19 protein-coding genes are annotated in these 24335 nt (G+C 50.2%); 8 read left to right on the top strand and 11 right to left on the bottom strand.

Features of this window, described 5'->3' with window-relative positions:
* Positions 1 to 186 precede the first annotated feature (186 nt).
* The gene (fadR, locus tag KXD89_RS12805; RefSeq protein ID WP_000234823.1) at positions 187 to 906 is read left to right on the top strand and encodes a fatty acid metabolism transcriptional regulator FadR; all 720 of its coding nucleotides are present in this window, start codon (positions 187 to 189) and stop codon (positions 904 to 906) included.
* Between the two features lie 51 nt (positions 907 to 957).
* Here the strand turns inward: fadR and KXD89_RS12800 are convergent, their stop codons facing one another.
* A complete protein-coding gene (locus KXD89_RS12800) occupies positions 958 to 2490 on the bottom strand; it encodes a SpoVR family protein (protein WP_000190854.1) in 1533 nt (510 codons plus the stop codon).
* A gap of 329 nt (positions 2491 to 2819) precedes the next feature.
* On the opposite strand from KXD89_RS12800, the gene dadA reads away from it, so the two are divergent.
* Both dadA and dadX read left to right on the top strand, forming a co-directional pair.
* Entirely contained in the window at positions 2820 to 4118 is a 1299-nt protein-coding gene (gene dadA, locus KXD89_RS12795; RefSeq protein ID WP_001266908.1) for a D-amino acid dehydrogenase, read from the top strand.
* 9 nt (positions 4119 to 4127) lie between these two features.
* Positions 4128 to 5198, top strand: a complete 1071-nt coding sequence (dadX, locus tag KXD89_RS12790) for a catabolic alanine racemase DadX (RefSeq protein WP_000197881.1) — start codon at positions 4128 to 4130, stop codon at positions 5196 to 5198.
* Between the two features lie 385 nt (positions 5199 to 5583).
* On the opposite strand, the gene KXD89_RS12785 is transcribed toward dadX, so the two are convergent.
* Both KXD89_RS12785 and ldcA read right to left on the bottom strand, forming a co-directional pair.
* Positions 5584 to 7320: a potassium/proton antiporter gene (locus tag KXD89_RS12785; RefSeq protein WP_000340194.1), complete on the bottom strand. Its 1737-nt coding sequence runs from the start codon at positions 7318 to 7320 to the stop codon at positions 5584 to 5586.
* Positions 7321 to 7414: 94 nt separating this feature from the next.
* Positions 7415 to 8329: a muramoyltetrapeptide carboxypeptidase gene (gene ldcA / locus KXD89_RS12780; protein WP_000051560.1), complete on the bottom strand. Its 915-nt coding sequence runs from the start codon at positions 8327 to 8329 to the stop codon at positions 7415 to 7417.
* A gap of 99 nt (positions 8330 to 8428) precedes the next feature.
* Here ldcA and emtA point away from each other — a divergent pair, with 99 nt between their 5' ends.
* Positions 8429 to 9040 (top strand): membrane-bound lytic murein transglycosylase EmtA, encoded by a 612-nt coding sequence (emtA, locus tag KXD89_RS12775; protein ID WP_001301104.1) that lies wholly within the window; start codon positions 8429 to 8431, stop codon positions 9038 to 9040.
* Between the two features lies 1 nt (position 9041).
* Here the strand turns inward: emtA and KXD89_RS12770 are convergent, their stop codons facing one another.
* Positions 9042 to 9776: a flagellar brake protein gene (locus KXD89_RS12770; protein WP_000020169.1), complete on the bottom strand. Its 735-nt coding sequence runs from the start codon at positions 9774 to 9776 to the stop codon at positions 9042 to 9044.
* A gap of 200 nt (positions 9777 to 9976) precedes the next feature.
* Between KXD89_RS12770 and KXD89_RS12765 the strand changes: the two genes are divergently transcribed.
* Both KXD89_RS12765 and ycgY read left to right on the top strand, forming a co-directional pair.
* Positions 9977 to 10231 carry a GlsB/YeaQ/YmgE family stress response membrane protein gene (locus KXD89_RS12765; protein WP_001310727.1) on the top strand — a complete coding sequence of 85 codons (255 nt, stop codon included), beginning with the start codon at positions 9977 to 9979 and terminating at the stop codon, positions 10229 to 10231.
* A 177-nt stretch (positions 10232 to 10408) separates the two neighbouring features.
* Positions 10409 to 10849 carry a protein YcgY gene (gene ycgY / locus KXD89_RS12760; protein ID WP_000615067.1) on the top strand — a complete coding sequence of 147 codons (441 nt, stop codon included), beginning with the start codon at positions 10409 to 10411 and terminating at the stop codon, positions 10847 to 10849.
* A 78-nt stretch (positions 10850 to 10927) separates the two neighbouring features.
* On the opposite strand, the gene treA is transcribed toward ycgY, so the two are convergent.
* The 4 genes from treA to dhaK form a co-directional block, all read right to left on the bottom strand.
* Complete coding sequence (treA, locus tag KXD89_RS12755; protein WP_000841714.1) at positions 10928 to 12625, bottom strand: alpha,alpha-trehalase; 1698 nt, start codon at positions 12623 to 12625, stop codon at positions 10928 to 10930.
* Positions 12626 to 12944: 319 nt separating this feature from the next.
* Positions 12945 to 14363 carry a dihydroxyacetone kinase phosphoryl donor subunit DhaM gene (gene dhaM, locus KXD89_RS12750; RefSeq protein ID WP_001301101.1) on the bottom strand — a complete coding sequence of 473 codons (1419 nt, stop codon included), beginning with the start codon at positions 14361 to 14363 and terminating at the stop codon, positions 12945 to 12947.
* Positions 14364 to 14373: 10 nt separating this feature from the next.
* A complete protein-coding gene (dhaL, locus tag KXD89_RS12745; RefSeq protein WP_000059411.1) occupies positions 14374 to 15006 on the bottom strand; it encodes a dihydroxyacetone kinase subunit DhaL in 633 nt (210 codons plus the stop codon).
* A gap of 10 nt (positions 15007 to 15016) precedes the next feature.
* Positions 15017 to 16087 (bottom strand): dihydroxyacetone kinase subunit DhaK, encoded by a 1071-nt coding sequence (dhaK, locus tag KXD89_RS12740; protein WP_000733715.1) that lies wholly within the window; start codon positions 16085 to 16087, stop codon positions 15017 to 15019.
* A gap of 227 nt (positions 16088 to 16314) precedes the next feature.
* Between dhaK and dhaR the strand changes: the two genes are divergently transcribed.
* Positions 16315 to 18234: a dihydroxyacetone kinase operon transcriptional regulator DhaR gene (gene dhaR / locus KXD89_RS12735; protein WP_001350505.1), complete on the top strand. Its 1920-nt coding sequence runs from the start codon at positions 16315 to 16317 to the stop codon at positions 18232 to 18234.
* A gap of 99 nt (positions 18235 to 18333) precedes the next feature.
* Here dhaR and KXD89_RS12730 read toward each other — a convergent pair whose 3' ends face one another.
* The 3 genes from KXD89_RS12730 to pth all read right to left on the bottom strand — a co-directional run bounded on the left by KXD89_RS12730 (position 18334) and on the right by pth (position 23762).
* Positions 18334 to 21201, bottom strand: a complete 2868-nt coding sequence (locus KXD89_RS12730) for an autotransporter outer membrane beta-barrel domain-containing protein (RefSeq protein WP_001334788.1) — start codon at positions 21199 to 21201, stop codon at positions 18334 to 18336.
* Between the two features lie 768 nt (positions 21202 to 21969).
* On the bottom strand, positions 21970 to 23061 hold the full coding sequence (ychF, locus tag KXD89_RS12725) for a redox-regulated ATPase YchF (protein ID WP_000505866.1): 1092 nt from the start codon (positions 23059 to 23061) through the stop codon (positions 21970 to 21972).
* A gap of 116 nt (positions 23062 to 23177) precedes the next feature.
* Positions 23178 to 23762 carry an aminoacyl-tRNA hydrolase gene (gene pth, locus KXD89_RS12720; RefSeq protein WP_000152933.1) on the bottom strand — a complete coding sequence of 195 codons (585 nt, stop codon included), beginning with the start codon at positions 23760 to 23762 and terminating at the stop codon, positions 23178 to 23180.
* A 277-nt stretch (positions 23763 to 24039) separates the two neighbouring features.
* On the opposite strand from pth, the gene ychH reads away from it, so the two are divergent.
* On the top strand, positions 24040 to 24318 hold the full coding sequence (gene ychH, locus KXD89_RS12715; RefSeq protein ID WP_000823885.1) for a stress-induced protein YchH: 279 nt from the start codon (positions 24040 to 24042) through the stop codon (positions 24316 to 24318).
* Positions 24319 to 24335 lie beyond the last annotated feature (17 nt).

Below are 24335 nucleotides of genomic sequence, written 5' to 3'. Positions count from 1 at the left end.
GTTTTTATGTTTAAACGCAAAGCTTAACGGTCAGGCAGGAGTGAGGCAAGTCTTGATAGTCAAGGGGAAAGAGATGCGGAAAATGAAGCCTTGATCCCTTTTTCTTCTTTTTGTCTGCTATCAGCGTAGTTAGCCCTCTGGTATGATGAGTCCAACTTTGTTTTGCTGTGTTATGGAAATCTCACTATGGTCATTAAGGCGCAAAGCCCGGCGGGTTTCGCGGAAGAGTACATTATTGAAAGTATCTGGAATAACCGCTTCCCTCCCGGGACTATTTTGCCCGCAGAACGTGAACTTTCAGAATTAATTGGCGTAACGCGTACTACGTTACGTGAAGTGTTACAGCGTCTGGCACGAGATGGCTGGTTGACCATTCAACATGGCAAGCCGACGAAGGTGAATAATTTCTGGGAAACTTCCGGTTTAAATATCCTTGAAACACTGGCGCGACTGGATCACGAAAGTGTGCCGCAGCTTATTGATAATTTGCTGTCGGTGCGTACCAATATTTCCACTATTTTTATTCGCACCGCGTTTCGTCAGCATCCCGATAAAGCGCAGGAAGTGCTGGCTACCGCTAATGAAGTGGCCGATCACGCCGATGCCTTTGCCGAGCTGGATTACAACATATTCCGCGGCCTGGCGTTTGCTTCCGGCAACCCGATTTACGGTCTGATTCTTAACGGGATGAAAGGGCTGTATACGCGTATTGGTCGTCACTATTTCGCCAATCCGGAAGCGCGCAGTCTGGCGCTGGGCTTCTACCACAAACTGTCGGCGTTGTGCAGTGAAGGCGCGCACGATCAGGTGTACGAAACAGTGCGTCGCTATGGGCATGAGAGTGGCGAGATTTGGCACCGGATGCAGAAAAATCTGCCGGGTGATTTAGCCATTCAGGGGCGATAATCCCTTCCGTTTAAAGAGCAAACCCCTCAAACGAGGGGTTTTTTGTTGTTTTTACAGATTTCCCATTCTTGGCGGGCAACGTTCCAGCAACTCGATGCTGCCGTCTTCGTTTTGCTGTTCGAGCATCACATCAAATCCCCACAGGCGATGCACATGCTTCAGGACTTCTTTGCGCCCCCGATCCAGCGGTGCGCGATTATGTGGAATATAACGCAGCGTCAGCGAACGGTCGCCGCGCAAATCCACGTTCCAGATCTGAATATTCGGCTCCAGATTACTTAAGTTATATTGCGACGATAACCGGTTACGGATCTCCCGATAACCTTCTTCATTATGAATAGCGGAAATCTCCAGATAATTATGCCGATCGTCATCCAGCACGGTGAAGAAGCGGAAATCACGCATCACTTTCGGTGACAGGAACTGGCTGATAAAACTCTCATCTTTGAAATCACGCATCGCGAAATGCAGCGTTTCCAGCCAGTCGGAACCGGCGATATCCGGGAACCAGTATTTGTCTTCTTCCGTTGGCGACTGACAAATCCGTTTAATATCCTGGAACATGGCGAACCCGAGGGCATACGGGTTGATGCCGCTGTACCACGGGCTGTTATAGGGGGGCTGGAAGACCACATTGGTGTGGCTGTGCAAAAACTCCAGCATAAAACGTTCCGTTACTTTCCCTTCATCATACAGATGGTTAAGGATGGTGTAGTGCCAGAAGGTCGCCCAGCCTTCGTTCATCACCTGAGTCTGTTTTTGCGGATAAAAATACTGGCTCACCTTACGCACAATACGCAGGATTTCACGCTGCCATGATTCCAGCAGTGGCGCATTTTTCTCCATAAAATAGAGCAGGTTTTCTTGTGGTTCGGACGGATAGCGGCGCGCTTCAGCAACCGTTTTCTCTTCCTCGCGCTTCGGCAGGGTACGCCAGAGCATATTGACCTGACTTTGCAGATACTCTTCGCGACTTTTCTGCCGGGCTTTCTCTTCTTGCAGCGAGATTTTTTGCGGGCGTTTGTACCGGTCCACGCCGTAGTTCATCAGCGCGTGGCACGAGTCCAGAAGCCGTTCTACTTCATCAACGCCATAACGCTCTTCGCACTCGGTAATATATTTACGGGCAAAAATCAGATAATCGACAATCGAACTGGCGTCGGTCCAGCTACGGAATAAGTAATTGTTTTTGAAGAAAGAGTTATGCCCATAGCAGGCATGAGCCATCACCAGCGCTTGCATGGTAATGGTGTTCTCTTCCATCAGGTAAGCGATACACGGGTTAGAGTTAATGACGATTTCATAGGCCAGTCCTTGCTGACCGTGCTTATACAGCCGTTCAGTCTCGATAAACTTTTTACCGAATGACCAGTGCGGATAGTTAATTGGCATGCCGACGCTGGAGTAGGCATCCATCATCTGTTCTGAGGTTATCACTTCAATCTGGTGCGGGTAGGTATCCAGCCGGTAGAGTTTCGCCACCCGGTCTATCTCTGCCAGATAAACATCCAGCAGGTCGAACGTCCAGTCGGGTCCATCGCTCAAACGTGTGGTGTCCTTATTCATAGAATCGATCGTCGCCATACGCGCACCTCATTGTTGTCGGCGCTCTCTGTGTGGAGCACCTCATTTCAAGCATAGAACACCTGTTAAAAACCGCGTCGCCGGAGAATTTTTTTCTTTGCGATTTCTTATTATCAGAGTGCCACTAATCCGCTTCTGAACGGAATTTTATGCTGGATAAAAAGGGCGTTCAGCAGGAGATACTAAAGACGCCATATTGCCGCAGAGTCAGGGAGATGTGAGCCAGCTCACCATAAAAAAGCCGCATGTTGAATAATATTTTCAACTGAGTTATCAAGATGTGATTAGATTATTATTCTTTTACTGTATCTACCGTTATCGGAGTGGCTATGCGAGTTGTCATACTGGGAAGTGGTGTGGTAGGCGTTGCCAGCGCCTGGTACTTAAATCAGGCAGGACATGAGGTCACCGTCATTGATCGGGAGCCGGGGGCCGCCCTGGAAACCAGTGCCGCGAATGCCGGGCAAATCTCCCCCGGATATGCTGCACCGTGGGCGGCACCAGGTGTGCCTTTAAAAGCGATTAAATGGATGTTCCAGCGCCATGCGCCGCTGGCGGTTCGTCTCGACGGTACGCAGTTCCAGTTGAAATGGATGTGGCAAATGTTACGTAACTGCGACACCAGCCACTACATGGAAAACAAAGGGCGGATGGTGCGTCTGGCGGAATACAGCCGTGATTGCCTGAAAGCATTGCGCGCCGAAACCAATATTCAGTATGAAGGGCGTCAGGGTGGGACGCTGCAACTGTTCCGTACCGAACAACAGTATGAAAATGCGACCCGCGATATCGCCGTGCTGGAAGATGCCGGCGTACCGTATCAGCTGCTGGAATCCAGCCGCCTGGCGGAAGTGGAGCCCGCGCTGGCAGAAGTGGCGCACAAACTGACGGGCGGCCTGCAGTTACCCAATGATGAAACCGGAGACTGTCAGCTATTTACCCAGAATCTGGCGCGGATGGCGGAGCAGGCGGGGGTTAAATTCCGCTTTAATACGCCCGTTGACCAACTGCTTTGCGACGGCGAGCAAATCTACGGCGTGAAGTGTGGCGATGAAGTGATTAAGGCCGATGCGTATGTGATGGCGTTTGGTTCTTACTCGACGGCGATGCTCAAAGGCATTGTTGATATTCCGGTGTATCCGCTGAAAGGCTACTCGCTGACCATTCCAATTGCGCAGGAAGATGGTGCGCCGGTATCCACCATTCTTGATGAAACCTACAAAATCGCCATTACCCGTTTCGATAACCGCATTCGTGTTGGCGGAATGGCGGAGATTGTTGGTTTTAATACCGAGCTGTTGCAACCGCGTCGTGAAACGCTGGAGATGGTGGTTCGCGATCTCTATCCACGCGGCGGTCATGTCGAGCAGGCGACTTTCTGGACTGGTCTGCGCCCGATGACGCCAGACGGCACGCCGGTTGTCGGGCGTACACGCTTTAAAAATCTGTGGCTGAATACCGGTCACGGCACGCTCGGCTGGACGATGGCTTGCGGTTCCGGTCAGTTGTTAAGCGATCTGCTCTCTGGTCGCACGCCAGCGATCCCATATGAGGATCTAAGCGTAGCGCGCTACAGCCGTGGATTTACGCCATCACGTCCGGGCCATTTACATGGCGCACACAGCTAAGGAAACGAGATGACCCGTCCGATACAGGCCAGCCTCGATCTGCAGGCATTAAAACAGAATCTGTCCATTGTCCGCCAGGCCGCGACGCACGCGCGCGTCTGGTCGGTGGTAAAAGCGAACGCTTACGGGCATGGTATTGAGCGTATCTGGAGCGCGATCGGGGCCACCGATGGCTTTGCATTGCTTAACCTGGAAGAGGCAATAACGTTACGTGAGCGCGGCTGGAAAGGACCGATCCTGATGCTGGAAGGATTTTTCCATGCTCAGGATCTGGAGATTTATGACCAGCACCGCCTGACCACCTGCGTACACAGCAACTGGCAGCTCAAAGCACTGCAAAATGCGCGGCTAAAAGCACCGTTGGATATTTATCTTAAAGTGAACAGTGGGATGAATCGGTTGGGCTTCCAGCCCGATCGCGTGCTTACCGTCTGGCAGCAGTTGCGGGCAATGGCGAATGTTGGCGAAATGACCCTGATGTCGCATTTTGCCGAAGCGGAACATCCTGATGGAATTTCCGGCGCGATGGCGCGTATTGAGCAGGCGGCGGAGGGGCTGGAGTGTCGGCGTTCGTTGTCCAATTCGGCGGCGACTCTGTGGCACCCGGAAGCGCATTTTGACTGGGTTCGGCCTGGCATTATTTTGTATGGCGCTTCGCCGTCCGGTCAGTGGCGTGATATCGCCAATACCGGATTACGTCCGGTGATGACGCTAAGCAGTGAGATTATTGGTGTCCAGACGCTAAAAGCGGGCGAGCGTGTGGGCTACGGCGGTCGCTATACTGCGCGCGATGAACAGCGAATCGGCATTGTCGCCGCAGGGTACGCCGACGGTTATCCGCGCCACGCGCCTACCGGTACCCCTGTTTTAGTGGACGGCGTGCGCACCATGACGGTGGGGACCGTCTCGATGGATATGCTAGCGGTCGATTTAACGCCTTGCCCGCAGGCGGGTATTGGTACGCCGGTTGAGCTGTGGGGCAAGGAGATCAAAATTGATGATGTCGCCGCCGCTGCCGGAACGGTGGGCTATGAGTTGATGTGCGCGCTGGCGCTACGCGTCCCGGTTGTGACGGTGTAACTTGTTGTAAGCCGGATCGGAGGCAACGTCTTCTGGGTGCAAAAAAATCATCCATCCGGCTGGTCAGCAACTGTAGTTGTTAATGTGACAGAGCCATTGCCCATGATAGTGTCCATTAAAAGGATGGACACTATTTCCCCGGAACCTGAACTCACCGCACAGGCGTTCTACATAAAACGCTTACGCTTCATTGTTGACTCGAACTCGACTTCAGATAAATCACGCTTTACCCTTGATGGAGCCTGTACATAGATTTGTGTAATTGCCTGATTTTGATATGTTCAATTCAACATCAAATGAAGGTTAAATTATGGACGACAAACAATTGCAGGCTCAGGCTGCGTTCAGCAAAGCATCGCAACCGGCGATAGATGCTTCATTAAATTTAAGATTCAGCTTCCTCTTCAGCCACCCGTACGCCAATCTTCAACACTTCATTATCTTCTTTCTCGGCCACCGTCCAGATCATCCCGGCAAACTCTACCTGGTCACCGACAACCGGTGCCGCGCCTAACAACTGCTGGACAATTTCACCCAGCGTTTGCTGCTTATCACGATATTCTCGCCCGTCTTCCAGGCCATATATCAGCGCAACATCAGCATATTTGGCGCTGGCTTCGAGAATGAAGTCACCAAAGAAGCGTTGATCCAGCGCGACCGGCGGCGACTGGCTGAACAGTTTACCGAGCGCCGGAAGATCGCGTTCCCGACCAATTACACACAACACATCGCCTTCGCGCAGTCGGGTGCTGCCGGTAGGATGAAGCAACTGGTTATCACGAAACAGTGCCGCAATACGCGTCTCTTTTGGCATATGCAAATCGCGCAGTGCCGCGCCCACGCACCATTTATCGGCACTCAATTGATAAACAAACTGCTCCCACGGATTTTCCGGATGAATATCCAGGCCAACGCGTGACACCGGACGTCCCACTGGCGGAACCACCACTTTGGCTTTTTTAGCCGCCCACGAGAGTGATGTTCCCTGCAAGAGCAGTGAAACCAGAACCACAAAGAAGGCGACATTAAAGAACAGACGTGCATTCTCCAGCCCCGCCATCATCGGGAACACGGCCAGGATGATTGGCACCGCGCCGCGTAATCCTACCCAGCTGATAAACACGCGCTCACGCAGATTGAAACCGCGGAAGGGGAGCAATCCAGCAAATACCGAAAGGGGACGGGCGAAGAATATCATCCATGCGGACAAAATGAGCGCCGGAATGGCAATAGGCAGCAGATCGCTTGGGTTAACCAACAGCCCCAGCACCAGGAACATGGCGATTTGCGCCAGCCAGGCGAGGCCGTCGAAATTTTGCAGGATGCCGTAGCGGTTGCGAATAGGGCGATTACCCAGCAGAAAACCGCACAGATACACCGCCAGAATACCGCTACCTTCCAGCGCAGTAGTTAATGAGAAAATCAGAATACCGCCACTTAATGCCAGCAATGGATATAATCCGGCGGGCAGGGCGATGCGGTTGATCATTTGCAGTAGTAAATAACCGCCGCCAAGACCTATTACAATGCCCAGACCAAATTGTTGCAGAATATCGACAATGAACATCCAGCTAATATTGCTCTCATGATGCTGGATCATCGCAATTAGGGTAATCGTCAGAAAGACCGCCATTGGATCATTACTGCCGGATTCAATTTCCAGCGTCGAGCCAACACGTTCGTTAAGCCCCTTACCACCCAGCAGAGAAAAGACCGCTGCAGCATCGGTAGAGCCGACGATAGCGCCGATTAATAAGCCTTCAATCAAATCAAGATTAAACAGCCACGCCGCCATCATGCCGGTTAAACCAGAGGTGATAAGCACGCCCAGCGTCGCCAGCGACAGTGCCGGTCCTAACGCCACACGAAAGGAACTGGCCTGAGTGCGCATCCCGCCGTCGAGCAAAATAATCGCCAGTGCCAGGTTACTTACCATGTAGGCGAAGGGGTAATTATCAAACGGGATACCGCCGACGCCATCGACTCCTGCCAGCATGCCGATCGCCAGAAAAATAACCAGAATAGGAATGCCAAGACGGGAAGAAAATGAACTAAGTAATATACTGCTGGTGACAAGGATGGATCCTAAGATGAAAAGGCTAATTATTGTTGTGGCATCCAACGGTCGGTTACTCCTGATTACGCTGTCTCTTATATAAACCCTACCATATTAGCGGCAGAGACAGCGTTTTACTTAGCCCTGAAGCGTGATTTTTTTACATTTTAAGAACAGGATGACCGCTAATCGTCAACTGAGTGCCTTCCCGGGTGTTATTCAGAATGGCATGTGCGCCCAACGGCAGCGTAACCGTGCGTTGTTCATGACCAAAATCGAGGCCGGTAATGAGTGGAATCGACAGGCGGGAACGCAAAAACGCGTACACTGACTCCAGGTTGTAACCTGCGTCATAATCATTGGGCGTGCTGCCGCTAAAGCTACCGAGAATAATCGCCTTCTGACGTGGCAAAATTCCCGCATGATAGAGCTGCAACAGCATACGTTCGACCCGGAAAGGGTGCTCGTTAATATCTTCCAGCACCAGAATACCGTTCTCAATTTTTGGCATCCACGGTGTACCGATCAGTGAAATCAGCATCGCAAGATTGCCTCCCCACAACGTGCCTTCGGCCCGACATGTCGGGCCTTCCCCTTGCCATTCAATGGTGAAGGTTTCATTGCGTAACGCCAGCCAGAAATGGTGCTCGGTAAAGGCGTTCAGTTCATCCGCGCCAAAGTTTGCTACCAGCATGGGGCCGCTAAAGGTGATGACATTGCCATGCGCCAGAAGACCGCACTGAATGGCGGTAAAATCGCTATGTCCGCAAATGAGCAACGGGTCATGTTGTTGGCGAGCCACCAGTGCCTGCCAGTCAATATCTGCCAGTAAACGACTGGCACCGTAACCGCCGCGTACAGCCAGCACGATGGTGTTGGGGGTAGTCAGTCTGGCAAGGGAATTGAGATCTTCCAGACGCTCTGTTTCCGTACCCGCAAAACGCTCACAACGACGGGCAATAACCTCGACGTTATTGACTTGATGCCCCGCGTCGGTAAGGCGCTGGATACCACGCAGCGCGGCGTGCTGTTTAATGCAGTAACCCGATGGGGCAATTAAGTGAAACAGAGACATGGCAATTCCTTGCTGACAACAGAAACGAAATGTATATCATGCCGCTTAGGTGTGCCGTTGTCACCTCAACGGCGATTCCAGGCTATAAGGATAGAAGAAGTGAAATTGAGATGGTTTGCCTTTTTGATTGTGTTATTAGCGGGTTGTTCATCAAAGCATGACTATACGAACCCGCCGTGGAACGCGAAAGTTCCGGTGCAACGTGCGATGCAGTGGATGCCAATAAGCCAGAAAGCCGGTGCAGCCTGGGGCGTCGATCCACAATTGATCACGGCGATTATCGCTATCGAATCGGGTGGTAATCCGAACGCGGTGAGTAAATCGAATGCCATTGGTTTGATGCAGTTAAAAGCTTCAACCTCCGGACGTGATGTTTATCGCCGTATGGGCTGGAGTGGTGAGCCGACGACCAGCGAGCTGAAAAATCCAGAGCGTAATATTTCAATGGGGGCGGCTTACCTGAATATTCTGGAAACCGGCCCGCTGGCAGGCATTGAAGATCCGAAGGTACTGCAATATGCGCTGGTGGTGTCATACGCTAACGGGGCAGGTGCGCTGCTACGGACTTTCTCGTCAGATCGGAAAAAGGCGATCAGCAAAATCAACGATTTGGATGCTGACGAGTTCCTCGAACACGTAGCGCGAAATCACCCTGCGCCGCAGGCTCCGCGCTATATCTACAAACTTGAGCAGGCACTGGACGCGATGTAAATCAGTCGCGCACTTTGTCCGCTTTTTCCCGGGCTTCTCGCTCGAGAGAGAAAATAATCCGCTGTAATTGCCGCTCCACCGTCGGGCTGACGTTAAGAAAACGGAAGCTCAGACGGGGAGTGGTGATGGTTTCATTCTTGCCATCAATCACTTTGCGCTCGCTGATGGAGATTAACTGGGCGTCAAAGTGAAAAACACCCCATTGCCCCATGTTGACTTCAATCTGAGCGAAGCGCATGCCTTCTTGTAATTCGGCAGGCTTTGCTGTTTCCAGTAATGCGCCCATGCCGCCTAACGACAAATCATACAGGCGGAAACGTAACGTACTGTTATCCGCCAGTTTGGTCTGGCAAAAATAAGGCGGATGGAGTGGGGCGGAGATGCGGAAATATCGGCGTCGTTGTACAAACCATAAGGTGGGAGGCGGTACGGTAATAAATGCCGGAAGCTGCAAGTATTCACTCTGCTGTAGTTGTTCAACAGTAAACTCGACTTTCGCACCCTGAGTTTCGGCGGTAATGGTAATGTGCTGTGCCTTTAGCACGGCGATGTTGTCTTCGGCTTGACTGCCGAAATCCAGCACCAGTTTATCCGGGGTTATTGCCAGTAATTTGCTGATCAGCTGCCCGCCATTCCAACTGAGACGCAAAGGAATTGCGGCTTTGTGCAAATCGCGTAACACGCCCAGGACGGCTAACGGATTTTGTTTCAGGAACTGCTCATGGTAATGACTCACGCGGAAAAACTCCTGACTGACAAACTGTCTTTGGTTTATCGGTCACAGTTAACAAAACTTAATACAAATGCGTGAATATTTTTTACATGTTGTTCTTAAATCAGCCGACATACGCCCAGCATCGATCCCGCCCTTGCCTATACTTAGAGCGTTGATGTAAGCATTTCTTGCGTCCGATTCATCGAAACGAGGGCCTGAACATGGGAATTATTGCCTGGATTATTTTTGACCTGATAGCCGGCATTATCGCCAAGCTAATCATGCCGGGGCGTGATGGTGGTGGATTTTTCCTGACCTGTATTCTCGGGATAGTCGGTGCGGTGGTCGGCGGCTGGCTGGCGACCATGTTTGGCATTGGCGGCTCCATCAGTGGTTTTAATCTGCACAGCTTCCTGGTGGCGGTGGTGGGAGCTATTCTCGTTCTGGGCATATTCCGCCTCCTGCGAAGAGAATAAGATTTTCATAAGGCGGATAGCGATACAGATGCCGCTATCCGCTTTCACATCAGAACGTATACTCGACACCTGCTTTACGGGTGAAAAAAATCAATATAGCACTTCGATATCCGATAAAGTCGGTTCCCGGTAACAACAACAGAATCCTTTTTTAATTATTGTTTCGTTGTTTTTGGTGTGATTCAGAAAATAAATATTTTAGACAGTAGCCAGTCAGGCGTTAAAAATGGGGCGGATAGTGAGGCGGTTTTGGCTGCGCTTATTGAACATTTAGAATTGATCAATCCTTCTGGCAGATTAAGCCAAAATACCCGTTCGGCAATGCTTCAGTTACGCGAAGAGGAATGGTCTGAATTCTTTTTTTGGTTGCTAAATTCTCTGGAGTGTCTGGATTATGTGATTATTAATTTAACTCCAGAAAGCAAAAAAACGTTGATGAGTGAACACCGTAACAATATTCAGGTAGCAATTGATGCTTTATATAGCCAACGTCGGCGTAAATCGCCGGGTGATGAAAGTGAAACACTTACCCGTAGAAATGACGCTATCTTCGGCAACCACGTATGGCAAACATTTGCGCAATACTTCCCGCCAGGACTTGAAAAACCGTCTGTGTAGAAAAAACCATAGCTATGGTGTTATCTGCCGACAACGCCATCCGGAGAAGCCGAATGACGTTGTCGGAGTAAGCGCTGGTTAAGGTGTGGGTTGTGCCTCTTTGGTTGAGGGTTGCGTCGTTGCTGACTTAACGGTCGGACGCGTCGCCGGAACATTGTCACACGGTTGCTCTTTCGGGCAGATCAAATCCAGCATTTTCAGCGTCACGCCATTGGTCCAGCCAAAGCCATCCTGTAATGGATATTCGCCACCGCCGCCCCCCGTTCCGGTGGTGCTGACATCATATTTTTCCACCAGCTTTTTCTCCCGGTCATAGGTGTGCTGAACATTGGTCAGGAAGTGCCAGCTAATGTCCATCGCCACCTCTTTTTGCCCGTAGTTTTGTAATCCTTCTGTCGCGACCCACTGTAACGGTGCCCAGCCATTTGGCGCATCCCATTGTTGCCCACTTTTCACCGACGTGGTGTTCAGGCCGCCGGGTTGCAGCAGATGTGTTTTCGTCGCCGTCGCCATTTTGTTGGCGCGATCTTTCGCTGCCGCATTGACGTACAGCGGGAACAGGGCGGCCGCGGTTAACTGATTGCGCACTTTATGACTTTTCAGGTCGTAATCGGCATACCAGCCTTGTTGATCGTTCCACAGGTATTTTTCGATCCCTTTTTGACGGGCATTTGCCAGCGTTTCGTACTGGTTTGCCATCGCGTTATCTCCGGCAGCTTTGCTGGCGCGGGCGAGGATTTTTTCCATTTTAAACATCAGGCTGTTCAGATCGACCGGTACGATGCTGGTGGTGCGTAAGGTATTTAACTGCTGCGGGTTGTCCATCCAGCGCGAGCTGAAATCCCAGCCAGACGCAGCGGCAGAGCGCAGGTCGCGGTAAATTTCAGTGGCAGGTCGATTCGGATTGCTTTTGGCGGTGGCAATATCTTCCACCCATGACTCTGGTCGTGGCGTATCGCGATCGTCCCAGTAGCGGTTGAGAAGGGTACCATCCTGAAGTTTGACAACGCGTTTTTCCTGTTGTCCGGCTTGCAGGTTTTCAACACCGTCCATCCAGTAAGCATATTCTTTTTGCATTTGCGGCAGGTATTGCTTCAACGCGGCATCGCCTTCATGCTGCGCCAGTAACTCTACCATCAGGGCAAAGAAGGGCGGTTGCGAGCGGCTTAAATAGTAACTGCGGTTGCCGTTGGGAATATGACCGTAAGTGTCTATTTCATGAGCAAAATTGGCCACCATATCCGCGACTTTATCCCAGTGACCGCTTTCGGCAAGTCCTAACATGGTGAAGTAACTGTCCCAGTAATATACCTCGCGAAAGCGTCCGCCCGGCACGACATAAGGTTCCGGCAGCGGTAACAGAGAATCCCATTTTTCGGTGTTTTCGGTAGAACGCGTTAATACCGGCCAAAGTCCGTCAATATGTTCGCGCAGTGACTGCCCCTCTGGCGGAACATATTTCTCGCCTTCTTTCGGCAGGGTGAAATTGACGTTAACGAAATGGCGCAGATCAAATCCGCTCTGGTTTTGCTGCATCCGATAATCAGCAAGGATCATCAGCGGATCGCTGTTCGGCACGGCATCGGCAAAGGTTTTTTGGTCCGGAAAAAGTTTGGCGTTTTGCACATCATTAAACAGCGGCCCTAATAAAATATCAGGCGGCTGTGGTGTTACCGGTGTTTCTTCTGCCTGCACCGATAGCGCAGCGAAACACAAAAAGATACAGGCTGGAATTAACGCCATTTTTTGCGGGCGAGAAGGTGCGGGGGATTTCATCAATCATTCTCCTTTGGCGAAACCGAATAAAACGGTATTCAAGTATCAGAAAACCTTAGTTCAGGATCGCACTAGCTGCATGATCGAAATCTCATTCTGCGAACTGTCAGGCATTTTAGAAAAGGGAATTAAAGGGATAAATAACGGCGAAATAGAGTGATCAAATAACGTCTGTTTATTAGCCAGCCAGCGGCGTTGGGTTCGTGATTAGCGAAGAAAAATCATCATAAATTGGTGAAAAATATAACAGGTAGTTAAAAACCATTAGTGCTGAGTAAATTGCCGGATGACATCAGAACGATGCCATCCGAACAGTGGCTTAACCCTGACGGTTGAAACGTTGCGTTTTAACGTCCAGCGTTAGCGTTTCTTCTGGTTGTATCGCATACAGTTTCTCACCCTGCTGGCAAATCCAGCCAATCCCCAGTTCACGGGCGATTAGGGCGCTGTGGGATACCGGACTTCCGGCGCTAAGGCAGATACCTTTTACAACCGCCGGATCCAGTTGCAGTACTGTGGAAGGATAAATGTTCTCCGCCAGTAGAATAGTTGGCGAGTTAAACTGCGGGAGTTCTTCTTTCGTTTGGGTCAGGTGGACCAGGGTGCGATGCAGAAGATCGTCCACATCAATATAGCGAGCTTGTAGATATTCATCATCCAGTTGCTGGTATTGCTGGCTAAGTTCTTTAAGAACTTGCTGCCAGGCATATTCTGCCGTGCAATGTTCATGCTGAAGGAGTTCGCTTGCCGCCGCCAGCAGTTCCGGATCATCTAACAGTGTATGGTGACCAGAAAAGATTGCGGCAATATCGTCAAGCCCGCTGGCTTCTGCTTTCGCTGTTAACGTCATCAGATCTAATAACGTGAAGTCAATAGCCTGGCGTAATCGATCTTGTTCTTCTTCCACGGTCAGGGTTGATTTTGCCTGTACCGTACATAAAACTGGTTGATAATAAAAGGCTTTACCCGAAACAGGCGGAACGGGACGCAGAGTAGGTGGAGCGACTTCCTCCGTTTCACCAAAGTTATCTTCAGCCAGCTGACGGAAAGCGATCAGTGCCTCTTCAGCTTCTGGCCCTTTCGCAATCAGGCGCAGCGTATCGTTATAGCGAACTTGTAGTAACGCAATCTGGTTAATACTCTCTGGTGTGACGCATTTGCCGTTTTTTTCCAGCAACATATCGGCATTAAATGTCGATAAGGTATAAACCAGCCGGGAGGCCGGACGTACATGCAGGCCGTTACGGTTTTTTATGACCACCGCCAGAGAACGGGCTTCTTCATCGTACGCAGGACATGTGTCAGAGATTTCAGTGTCGGAGGACGGTAAACCCAGTTGTTCACGTTTGGCTTCCAGCGCATGCATGGCGTCAAAGATAACTTTGTCGATATCCGCCCCCGAGGCCGCGCTGACCGTTGCTGCCAGTGTACCTTCGACCAACGGCGCAGCACACAAACGTACTTTTGCGGCGATCTCGGGAGCCAGCAATTCCAGCGCAGTTTCAGCACTCAATAATGCGCTACCCATATCCATCATGACCAGCACATGGTCGGCATCAGCAACAGATTCGATGGCCTCCATCACTTTGACGGCATCGGTACCAATGGGATTTTGTGGATCGTCAATTCCCGCGGCAATGGCGATTTTACAACTATCACTCATTAACATCTGACGGGCTAATTCACCGACACCTTCTCCCAGTCGGCTGCTATGTGAAACTATGACCAGGTTTACCATCACCAATTCCTTACTCTTTTGCGGCTAACGCCAACATTTGCATCATAAACATCACCGAGGTCGCGCCGGGATCCTGGTGACCAATACTGCGTTCACCGAGATAACTGGCGCGGCCTTTGCGGGCTTGCATCGTAATCGTACTTTGTGCAGCGGATTCGGCGATGCTACTGGCAGCTTCGAGCGCCACCGGAACAGAGAGATTTTGCTCGCTGGACTGACGTAACGATTCCACCACCGGCACCCACACATCACACATGGTTTTATCGCCAGGTTCGGCTTTCCCGCGACTGATTACGCCGTCCGCGCCATCGCGGAACATCTGATAAAGCTCTTCCAGTGTCAGGCTTTGCCGTGCCTGGGTCGCCTGTGCGGCGCGGATAAAGAAGGTACCGAACAGCGGACCACTGGCACCACCGACGCTGGAAAGCAGCGTCATACCGGTATTCTTGAGAATGAAACCGATATCTTTATCTGCGATAGCAGGGAGTTTTTCCACCACTTTGCTAAAGCCTCGGTTCATATTTAGCCCGTGGTCAGCATCGCCAATTTCGCGATCCAGTCCGGTAAGATACTCGCTCTCGGTGCTGAAAATATCGCCACAACGAGTGAGCCAGTTAACAATTTGAGTTCTGCTCAGTGACATTGCTTTCTCCTTATTTACCCCAGTTAAGGGCCGGGGTGTGGACCGGGGCGTCCCAGAGTGCCAGCGTTTCGTCATCAACTTTCAGTAAGGTGATTGAGAAACCGGTCATATCCAGTGAGGTGCAGTACGCGCCAATTAAATTACGTTCGATAGTCAATCCCGCTTGCTGGCAACGTGTGGTCAGGCGGTTATAGACGCCGTACAGCTCAGAAAGCGGAGTTGCGCCAAGATTGTTAACCAGCGCAATCACCCGATCGCCAGACTGGAGCGGTTGTTTGGTTTGTTGTTCTTCCTGCCAACTGCCTTGTTGATAATCCCAGAAACGCAAAGTGCGATGGTATGAGCCATTTACCAGCAGGGTGTCGAACATTTCATCGACGGTTTGATCAAGGGAAGAGAAGGGGCGGCGGTCAATACCCGGCTCACCATGAATGCCGACGCCAAACTCCATCTCATTATCCGCCAGGGTAAAAGAAGGTTTGCCCGCGGCAGGAACGGTACAGGCACCGAGAGCGATACCTATTGAGTGGCCTTGATTATTCAGCTTACGCCCCAGTTCCGCACAGGCGTCCAGTGAGTCGCCACGCTCCGCCGCTGCGCCTACGAGTTTTTCAATTAATACGGTGTTGGCAACGCCGCGTCGCCCGGCAGTATAAAGACTGTCTTTTACCGCAACGTCGTCATCAATGACCACAGTGGTCACTTTTACGCCGCTATCGTGCAGTAACTCGGTCGCTGTTTCAAAGTTAAGAATATCGCCGGTGTAATTTTTGATAATCAACAGTACACCTTCGCCGCCATCAACTTGCATGGCGCATTCAAAGATTTTATCGGGCGTCGGTGAGGTGAAAATTTCGCCCGGACAGGCCCCCGAAAGCATCCCCTGACCGATATAACCACAGTGCATCGGCTCGTGTCCGCTGCCGCCACCCGACAGCAGGGCGACTTTTCCTGCAACAGGGGCATCAGCTCGGGTGACATACACCGGATCCTGATGCAGTGTCAGCGATGGATGCGCTTTCGCCAGTCCTGCCAGTTGTTCGTCCAGTACGTCTTGCACATCATTGATCAATTTTTTCATTATTTTGCTCCAGCAATTACGGTAGGGCATGGATGATGTTCAACGACACGGCGACCACTGACTGCCGATGAATCCATTGTGCATCAGGCAAGGGAAAAGAAAATTAGCCCAAATTATGTTTCATAGTGAAACATATGCTTTAATGAATGTTCCATATTGAAACTTTTACGTGTATTAATACTTAAAATTGCGAGCCGGAACACCTTTTGTCATAAGGGATGCGGGATATGAGTGGCGCTTTTAACAACGATGGTCGGGGCATATCTCCCTTAATTGCAACCTCCTGGGAGCGATGCAATAAGCTGATGAAACGGGAGACATGGAACGTACCACATCAGGCCCAGGGCGTGACATTTGCTTCTATTTATCGGCGTAAGAAAGCGATGCTGACGCTCGGGCAGGCTGCGCTGGAAGATGCCTGGGAATATATGGCACCGCGAGAGTGTGCGCTGTTTATCCTCGATGAAACCGCCTGCATTCTCAGCCGTAATGGCGATCCGCAAACCTTGCAGCAGCTAAGTGCACTGGGATTCAATGACGGCACGTATTGCGCCGAGGGAATTATTGGTACTTGTGCGCTATCGTTAGCGGCTATCTCTGGTCAGGCCGTGAAAACGATGGCCGATCAACATTTCAAACAGGTACTCTGGAACTGGGCCTTTTGTGCAACGCCGTTGTTTGACAGCAAGGGCCGATTGACGGGAACAATAGCGCTGGCGTGTCCGGTTGAGCAAACTACCGCAGCTGATTTGCCGTTGACGTTGGCAATCGCCCGCGAGGTCGGAAATTTACTGCTGACGGACAGTTTGCTCGCTGAAACTAACCGTCATTTAAATCAACTTAATGCCCTGTTAGAAAGTATGGATGATGGCGTGATTAGCTGGGACGAGCAGGGTAATTTGCAATTTATTAATGCCCAGGCGGCGCGGGTCTTGCGCCTTGACGCGACGGCAAGTCAGGGACGGGCAATCACTGAACTCTTAACGTTACCCGCCGTATTGCAACAAGCAATAAAACAGGCACATCCGCTCAAACACGTAGAAGCAACCTTTGAAAGCCAGCACCAGTTTATTGATGCGGTGATAACCCTTAAACCGATAATAGAAACGCAGGGAACCAGCTTTATTTTGTTGCTCCATCCTGTGGAACAGATGCGGCAGTTGATGACCAGTCAATTAGGAAAAGTCAGCCATACCTTCGCTCATATGCCACAGGACGATCCGCAAACCCGCCGCTTGATTCATTTTGGTCGCCAGGCGGCGCGCAGTAGCTTTCCTGTCCTGCTTTGTGGAGAAGAGGGCGTGGGCAAGGCACTGCTAAGTCAGGCAATTCATAATGAAAGCGAGCGTGCTGCAGGTCCTTATATCGCCGTCAATTGTGAGTTATATGGTGATGCTGCGCTGGCGGAAGAATTTATTGGTGGCGATCGCACGGACAATGAAAATGGCCGTCTGAGTCGGCTGGAACTGGCACACGGCGGCACGCTGTTTCTTGAAAAGATTGAATATCTGGCGGTGGAGTTACAGTCTGCTTTGCTTCAGGTTATCAAGCAGGGGGTTATCACGCGACTGGATGCGCGGCGTTTAATACCAATTGATGTCAAAGTGATTGCAACAACGACCGCGGACCTCGCAATGCTGGTGGAACAAAATCGTTTTAGTCGCCAGCTGTATTACGCGCTGCATGCATTTGAAATTACCATCCCGCCTCTGCGTATGCGGCGTGGCAGCATTCCGGCGCTGGTGAATAACAAATTACGCAGTCTTGAAAAACGCTTCTCTACGCGGCTGAAAATTGATGACGATGCCCTCGCTCGCCTGGTTTCTTGTGCATGGCCAGGCAACGATTTTGAACTTTACAGCGTCATCGAGAATCTTGCTCTGAGTAGTGATAACGGGCGCATTCGCGTCAGTGATTTGCCGGAACATCTGTTTACCGAGCAGGCGACAGATGATGTCAGCGCCACCCGCCTTTCCACCAGTCTGTCATTTGCGGAAGTTGAAAAAGAGGCAATTATTAACGCAGCCCAGGTCACAGGCGGTCGCATTCAGGAAATGTCGGCTTTACTTGGGATCGGCCGCACTACGCTGTGGCGGAAAATGAAGCAACATGGCATTGATGCAGGGCAGTTTAAGCGCCGGGTATGAAAGACAGAAACGATTTCTGATACATCAGAGTGATCTGTATTTCATTCCGGCGCACGCTAACAATTTTCAGCATCGTTTAAGGGCTTGTCTATCCCGCACTTAAAAGCTGAAGCGATATCCTCCGTTGACTTGCTTCTGATCAAAGAGGTTACCCTGCGTGTAATCCGCTTCGAGATAGAATGTGTGCTGTTTGTTATACTGTGCACTGACTCCCACGCCGTTATTCCAGCCATTACCTTTGAAACTGTACTTCTCCCGGGAGTTGTTCAACAGATATTCGGTATCCCCTGAAAACTCGCGGATAGCGCCAGTCTTCACATAGACATTCAGCTGGCTGTTGCCTGCGGTGATGTCATACCCCAGTATCATGCTGGCACGCCCCAGCAGCGATTCGTAGTGATTCAGATGTATATTGAGGCCATTACTCGCCTTCATAGTCATCTCATTCTGGTGGCTGTATGTAAGCTGGGTTTGCGGCTCTATATAGAACCCATAACCAGTAGGGGACAGGTTGAACCTCTGCCCGGCTTCCAGGGAGATGCTCATTCCATTCGCAGTGCCGTTGGCGTTAACGCCGTTGTTCTGACTGTCCAGTACGTGGAAACTATTTTTCTGGCGCGATGCTTTTATAACGAGATCGCTGTAAAAACCGTTTTGTGCCATGTAACTGGCGTACATTCCCATGTAGTCTGAACGTGCGGTACCGTCGCCTCCGCTATAGTCCGGCGATGCATGTGTTGAGCCAATATACAGACCGACATACAACGGCATTACATCAGAGAGACGTTTATCCCCACCAAACTGGATACCGCTGTAACCCATGTCAAAGCCGCTCAGTTTGCCACTGGCAAAGGAGTCCAGGCTTCCCCCATAACTGCGCAACCAGATATTACCGTCTTTACTCTGATTTCGCAGGTCACCCATCCGTTGCATCAGCGTACGGTTTTCAACATAGTTCAATAAGTAACCGACATTGAGATAATTGCCGCCAGCATCTGCGGTCGTGGTGGGTTTAGGCGTGGGAGCGGGTTCAGGCGTAGGATCGGGGTTGACTATGGGAGGCTGAGCGGGAGCTGGTGTGGGTTCAGGATTAGGAGTCGGTTCCGGAACTGTCCCGGAAGCGTAAAGCTCCCAGTTAGTGCCATTTTTACGCACATCGTACAGATATCCCCCCAACTCAACCTGAGAAGACGCGCTGAACGAGGCCGCGCCGTCAGTGGTTTTTACCACTGTCAGAACTTCATTTCCCGTTGTGGCCTCGCTGCCCTGGTTGCGGATAGCCAATACGTGATTACCAGCACTACTCCCGCTGATATTCAATAAATCCCCTTTATTATTAACGCCATTACCCTCGCCAACAACATCAGCACGCATAATAAAGGTACTGTTACCGCTCAGGTTCTCTACGTTTAATGTGGCAAATGTGCCGGCAGTTGACCCGTGGCTGGCAAAATCGACAGTTGAATGGCTCAGCGCCAGCGTGTCGAGATTAGAATTACTTGTTACGTTCCAGACGCTGTTATTCATTGCAACGTCCAGTTTTCCGCCATTGACATTATCGCTGAGGGAGGAACCTGTCCAAACCGACCCAGGGTGCATATCCAGATTGATTAGCCCACCTTTGGAAAGAACGCTACCGTTGATAAGCATACGACCCGAGGCGTTGATGCGGCTGGCGGCATAACCATCGTCATGTTGCGTTGCGATGGCCATCTGGTCGGGTGTACTCATATCAATGACCAGATCGCTCGTGAGGTCGATCTGGCTGTTGGTCATGGCATAAATTCCCCTGGCTCCTGCCGCGCCGGTGATAGCCAAACTGTCTCCGGTTATTCTACCGCCGCTGAGAGCCCACAAACCCAGCGCCAGACTGCCATTACGATCAACTGTAATATCGGTATTTTGCATGTTGACAACAGCCGTTGCCGTCTGGGCCGAGGCACCATAAGAACCGCCGGAAAAGATGCTGTTTCGTTGCGCTGCCGTGCCAGTAAAATTGATTATCGCGTCTGAACCACTGGTGACGAGGCCACCGCCCTGCGCGGAAGAAATATGGCTATCTGCACCGATAGTGGTTGTACCACCACGAACTTCGACGCCATTGGCCGCGGCTCCAGTTACATCAACAGTGAGTGCATTCGCGCTAACCTGGCCAAAGCTCCAGAGGCCGTGAGCATTATCGCCATTGGTTTTAATGGTACTGTTTGTTCCGAGATCGACAACAGAGTTTTTCTGTACGTTTATCCCCATGGCGCTGTAGCCCTGAACATCGATTGTCAGGTCTGTAGCCGTAAAACGCGCAGCACCATTGGCGTTATTGCCGTTGAGACCACCGATATAAACACCTGTACTTCCATCGGTCGTGATTTTACTTCCGCTTCCAAGATCGACACTGGTGCCATAGTCATTGATGGTTAGGCCTATACCGTTCGAGTTTTCAATGGTGAATTGAGTGGCTGTTAGTGTTGAGCTATGCCCAATAATGATGCCGTCATCGTTACTCTTAATGGTGCTGCCTGTGCCTAAGTCAGCATGGGTATAGTCACCAATTAAGTTAATGCCGATGGCAGAGGTTTGACCAACAACATCTACTGTGAGTCGGTTAGCTGTCAGGGAGCTGTTTTTGCCCTGAATAATGATTCCTTTTGCATATCCAGAGGCGTCGTTGACATTGACGGTGACATCATTACCCAGGTTGATATTGCCAGGCGTGTTTCCTGCTGGGGTCATTACACCATAGAGGTTTCCTGATGGATCGGCGGTATCTCCTGTAATTCTGTCACCATCATTAATAGTAATATTGGTGCCATATTGACTTCCTGTATCAGCAGCTATCAGCAGGGGGGAAAAGATAATTGCATTCAAACCAATAGCGCCAAATTTTATCAGTTGAATTGAGGGCGAACGGATTTTTAATTCAGCGAGACGATCTGCTTTGGTATTCCCATTGTGTTGTTTGATGCCCATACCACTCCTATATAGTACCCAGACTATGGGTCTATGGATTTTGTCATTTTGTTTAAATCAATGAATAATATCCTCTTATCATCATGATATTTGTATGGTGCAATCATGATGAGCTTCTCAGAGAATAATTCTCTATTACCGGGCAAAATCAGGAACACAGGAATTAATATATATTTAACATCCCCCTTACAAAGGTGAGTTTATATCGAGTTATTCCCTAAGTTGTCGTTACTTATTCCAATTCGTTACTATAAATATGGCAAAAATATTACAACAAACAGCGGTTAAAAAATTTGGTGAAGATTTTTTGTAATAATCCTAATTAGTTATGGGAATTTCGCTTGATGTATCTGCATAACAAAAACAATATGCGCCATTTTTGCATTACTAATAAGAAAAAGCAAAAAACATCGATATTCATTTTTGGTCAATGGGTTTTCTGGCCTATCGTTGTTATTGTGCTACTGGTTATCATTTTCATCTTGCCAGCATATTGGAGCGTGATCAATTTTGATCAGCTGTGAAGGGGGCTGATGTGTAGTGATACAAAAACTTACGTTATATCACTGCTAATGAGATATCCGGCATCTGAACACTTATGTCTTTAATTATTCTCGTGGTTCACTATAGGCAATAAGCACAAAAGTGTAGGATGTTACAAGAATGATTAGGACTCGGTGAAATGAAAAATCCACGCAATTGCGTGGATTTTATATACTTTTGCGCTCTTCATGAGATTTAGCGAAACCTCATGAGACAATAAATTAATTAGACGTTGAAAAGGAAGTTCATCACATCGCCATCTTTCACGATGTAATCTTTACCTTCTGCACGCATTTTGCCTGCTTCTTTCGCGCCTTGTTCACCTTTGTAAGTGATGAAATCTTCAAACGAGATGGTTTGTGCACGGATAAAGCCTTTTTCAAAATCAGTATGGATTTTGCCCGCTGCCTGCGGCGCGGTTGCTCCAACCGGAATGGTCCATGCACGCACTTCTTTCACCCCAGCGGTGAAGTAAGTTTGCAGGTTCAGCAGTTTATAACCGGCACGGATCACACGGTTCAGGCCCGGCTCTTCCAGCCCAAGCTCCTGCATAAACTCGTCACGTTCTTCGTCGTCCAGTTCGGCAATGTCTGCTTCAACAGCAGCACAAACCGGAACCACAACAGAACCTTCTTTCGCCGCGATTTCACGCACCTGGTCAAGATATGGGTTGTTTTCAAAACCGTCTTCGTTGACGTTGGCGATGTACATTGTTGGTTTCAGCGTCAGGAAGCTCAGGTAACGAATAGCCGCTTTCTCTTCAGCGCTTAAATCCAGCGCGCGCAGCATACCTGCATTTTCCAACTGGGGCAGGCATTTTTCCAGGACCGCCAGCTCAGCTTTCGCGTCTTTATCGCCACCTTTGGCTTTCTTCTGTACGCGATGAATCGCACGTTCGCAGGTGTCGAGGTCTGCCAGCGCCAGTTCGGTGTTGATAACTTCAATATCGTCAGCCGGGTTAACTTTGCCGGAAACGTGAATGATGTTGTCATTTTCAAAGCAGCGAACAACGTGACCGATCGCTTCGGTTTCACGGATGTTGGTCAGGAACTGGTTACCCAGACCTTCGCCTTTCGATGCGCCTTTTACCAGACCGGCGATATCGACAAATTCCATGGTCGTGGGAAGCGTACGCTGCGGTTTTACGATTTCAGCCAGTTGATCCAGGCGAGGATCAGGCATTGGTACGACGCCTGTGTTCGGCTCAATGGTGCAGAATGGAAAGTTGGCCGCTTCAATACCGGCTTTGGTCAGCGCGTTGAACAGGGTAGATTTCCCGACGTTGGGCAAACCGACGATACCGCATTTGAATCCCATGATTTAAATCACCTTAATATCTTAATAATCAACCTGTTATTGCTAACAGATTGCAGAAATGGAAATAACTTTGCCTATTATACACGGCACTCGGCAAAAATGCCGCAGACAACGACTTATTGCGCTTTAAAGGCGTGCAATCGGTTCGTTGCTTTGGTCAAGCCATCTGTAAACCACATTTCAGTACAACGCGCCGCTTCGTCAATGGCTTCATCAATTAACTTCTGTTCACTAACAGGCGGTTTGCCTAACACAAAACCGACAACTTTATTTTTATCGCCCGGATGACCGATTCCGATGCGTAAACGGTGAAAGTTAGGGTTATTACCCAATTTACTGATGATGTCTTTCAGTCCATTGTGACCACCATGGCCACCGCCCAATTTAAATTTGGCGACGCCAGGAGGCAGATCCAGTTCGTCGTGGGCCACCAGAATTTCGTCCGGATTAATGCGGAAAAAACTGGCCATCGCCGCAACGGCTTTGCCGCTGAGATTCATAAATGTAGTCGGGACTAACAGGCGGACATCTTCGCCTCCAAGAGTGACTCGCGAAGTATAACCAAAGAATTTAGCCTCTTCGCGCAGCGGAGCGCGCAAACGCTCTGCCAGTAAGTCAACGAACCAGGCACCAGCATTATGTCGCGTTGCGGCGTATTCAGCACCGGGGTTCGCCAGGCCGACAATCAATTTAATCGTCACGTTTTTTTGTCCTGAGTGTGTACATAACTGGCGCGTAGTTTACTGGTTGCGGCCCCGCTTGACAAAAAACTGCGTATCAAATGCAGATAACGTAATAATTGCCTGAGTGGACTATTAGAAAGTCAAGGTGTTCAGGCGTTTATTTGTAAAGTTTTGTTGAAATAAGGGTTGTAATTGTGATCACGCCCGCACATAACCCACTGGGTGTTGTCTATACTTTACACATAAGGAAGAGGGGTATTCCCTGTTACAACCCAGAAAGTTCCGGAGGTGACATATGAAACGCAAAAACGCTTCGTTACTCGGTAACGTGCTCATGGGGTTGGGTCTGGTGGTAATGGTGGTCGGCGTGGGGTATTCAATCCTCAACCAGTTACCACAGTTTAATATGCCCCAGTATTTCGCACATGGTGCAGTGCTAAGTATTTTCGTCGGTGCCATTCTCTGGCTGGCGGGTGCCCGTGTTGGCGGGCATGAACAGGTGTGCGACCGTTACTGGTGGGTTCGCCACTATGACAAACGTTGCCGCCGTAGCGATAATCGCCGTCATAGCTAACAAATAATGCAGTTTGC

The sequence above is a fragment of the Escherichia sp. TC-EC600-tetX4 genome, from assembly GCF_019356055.1.
GTDB lineage: Bacteria > Pseudomonadota > Gammaproteobacteria > Enterobacterales > Enterobacteriaceae.
Note: the sequence above shows the minus strand (reverse complement) of the source record. Positions and strands in the feature narration are given on the sequence as shown.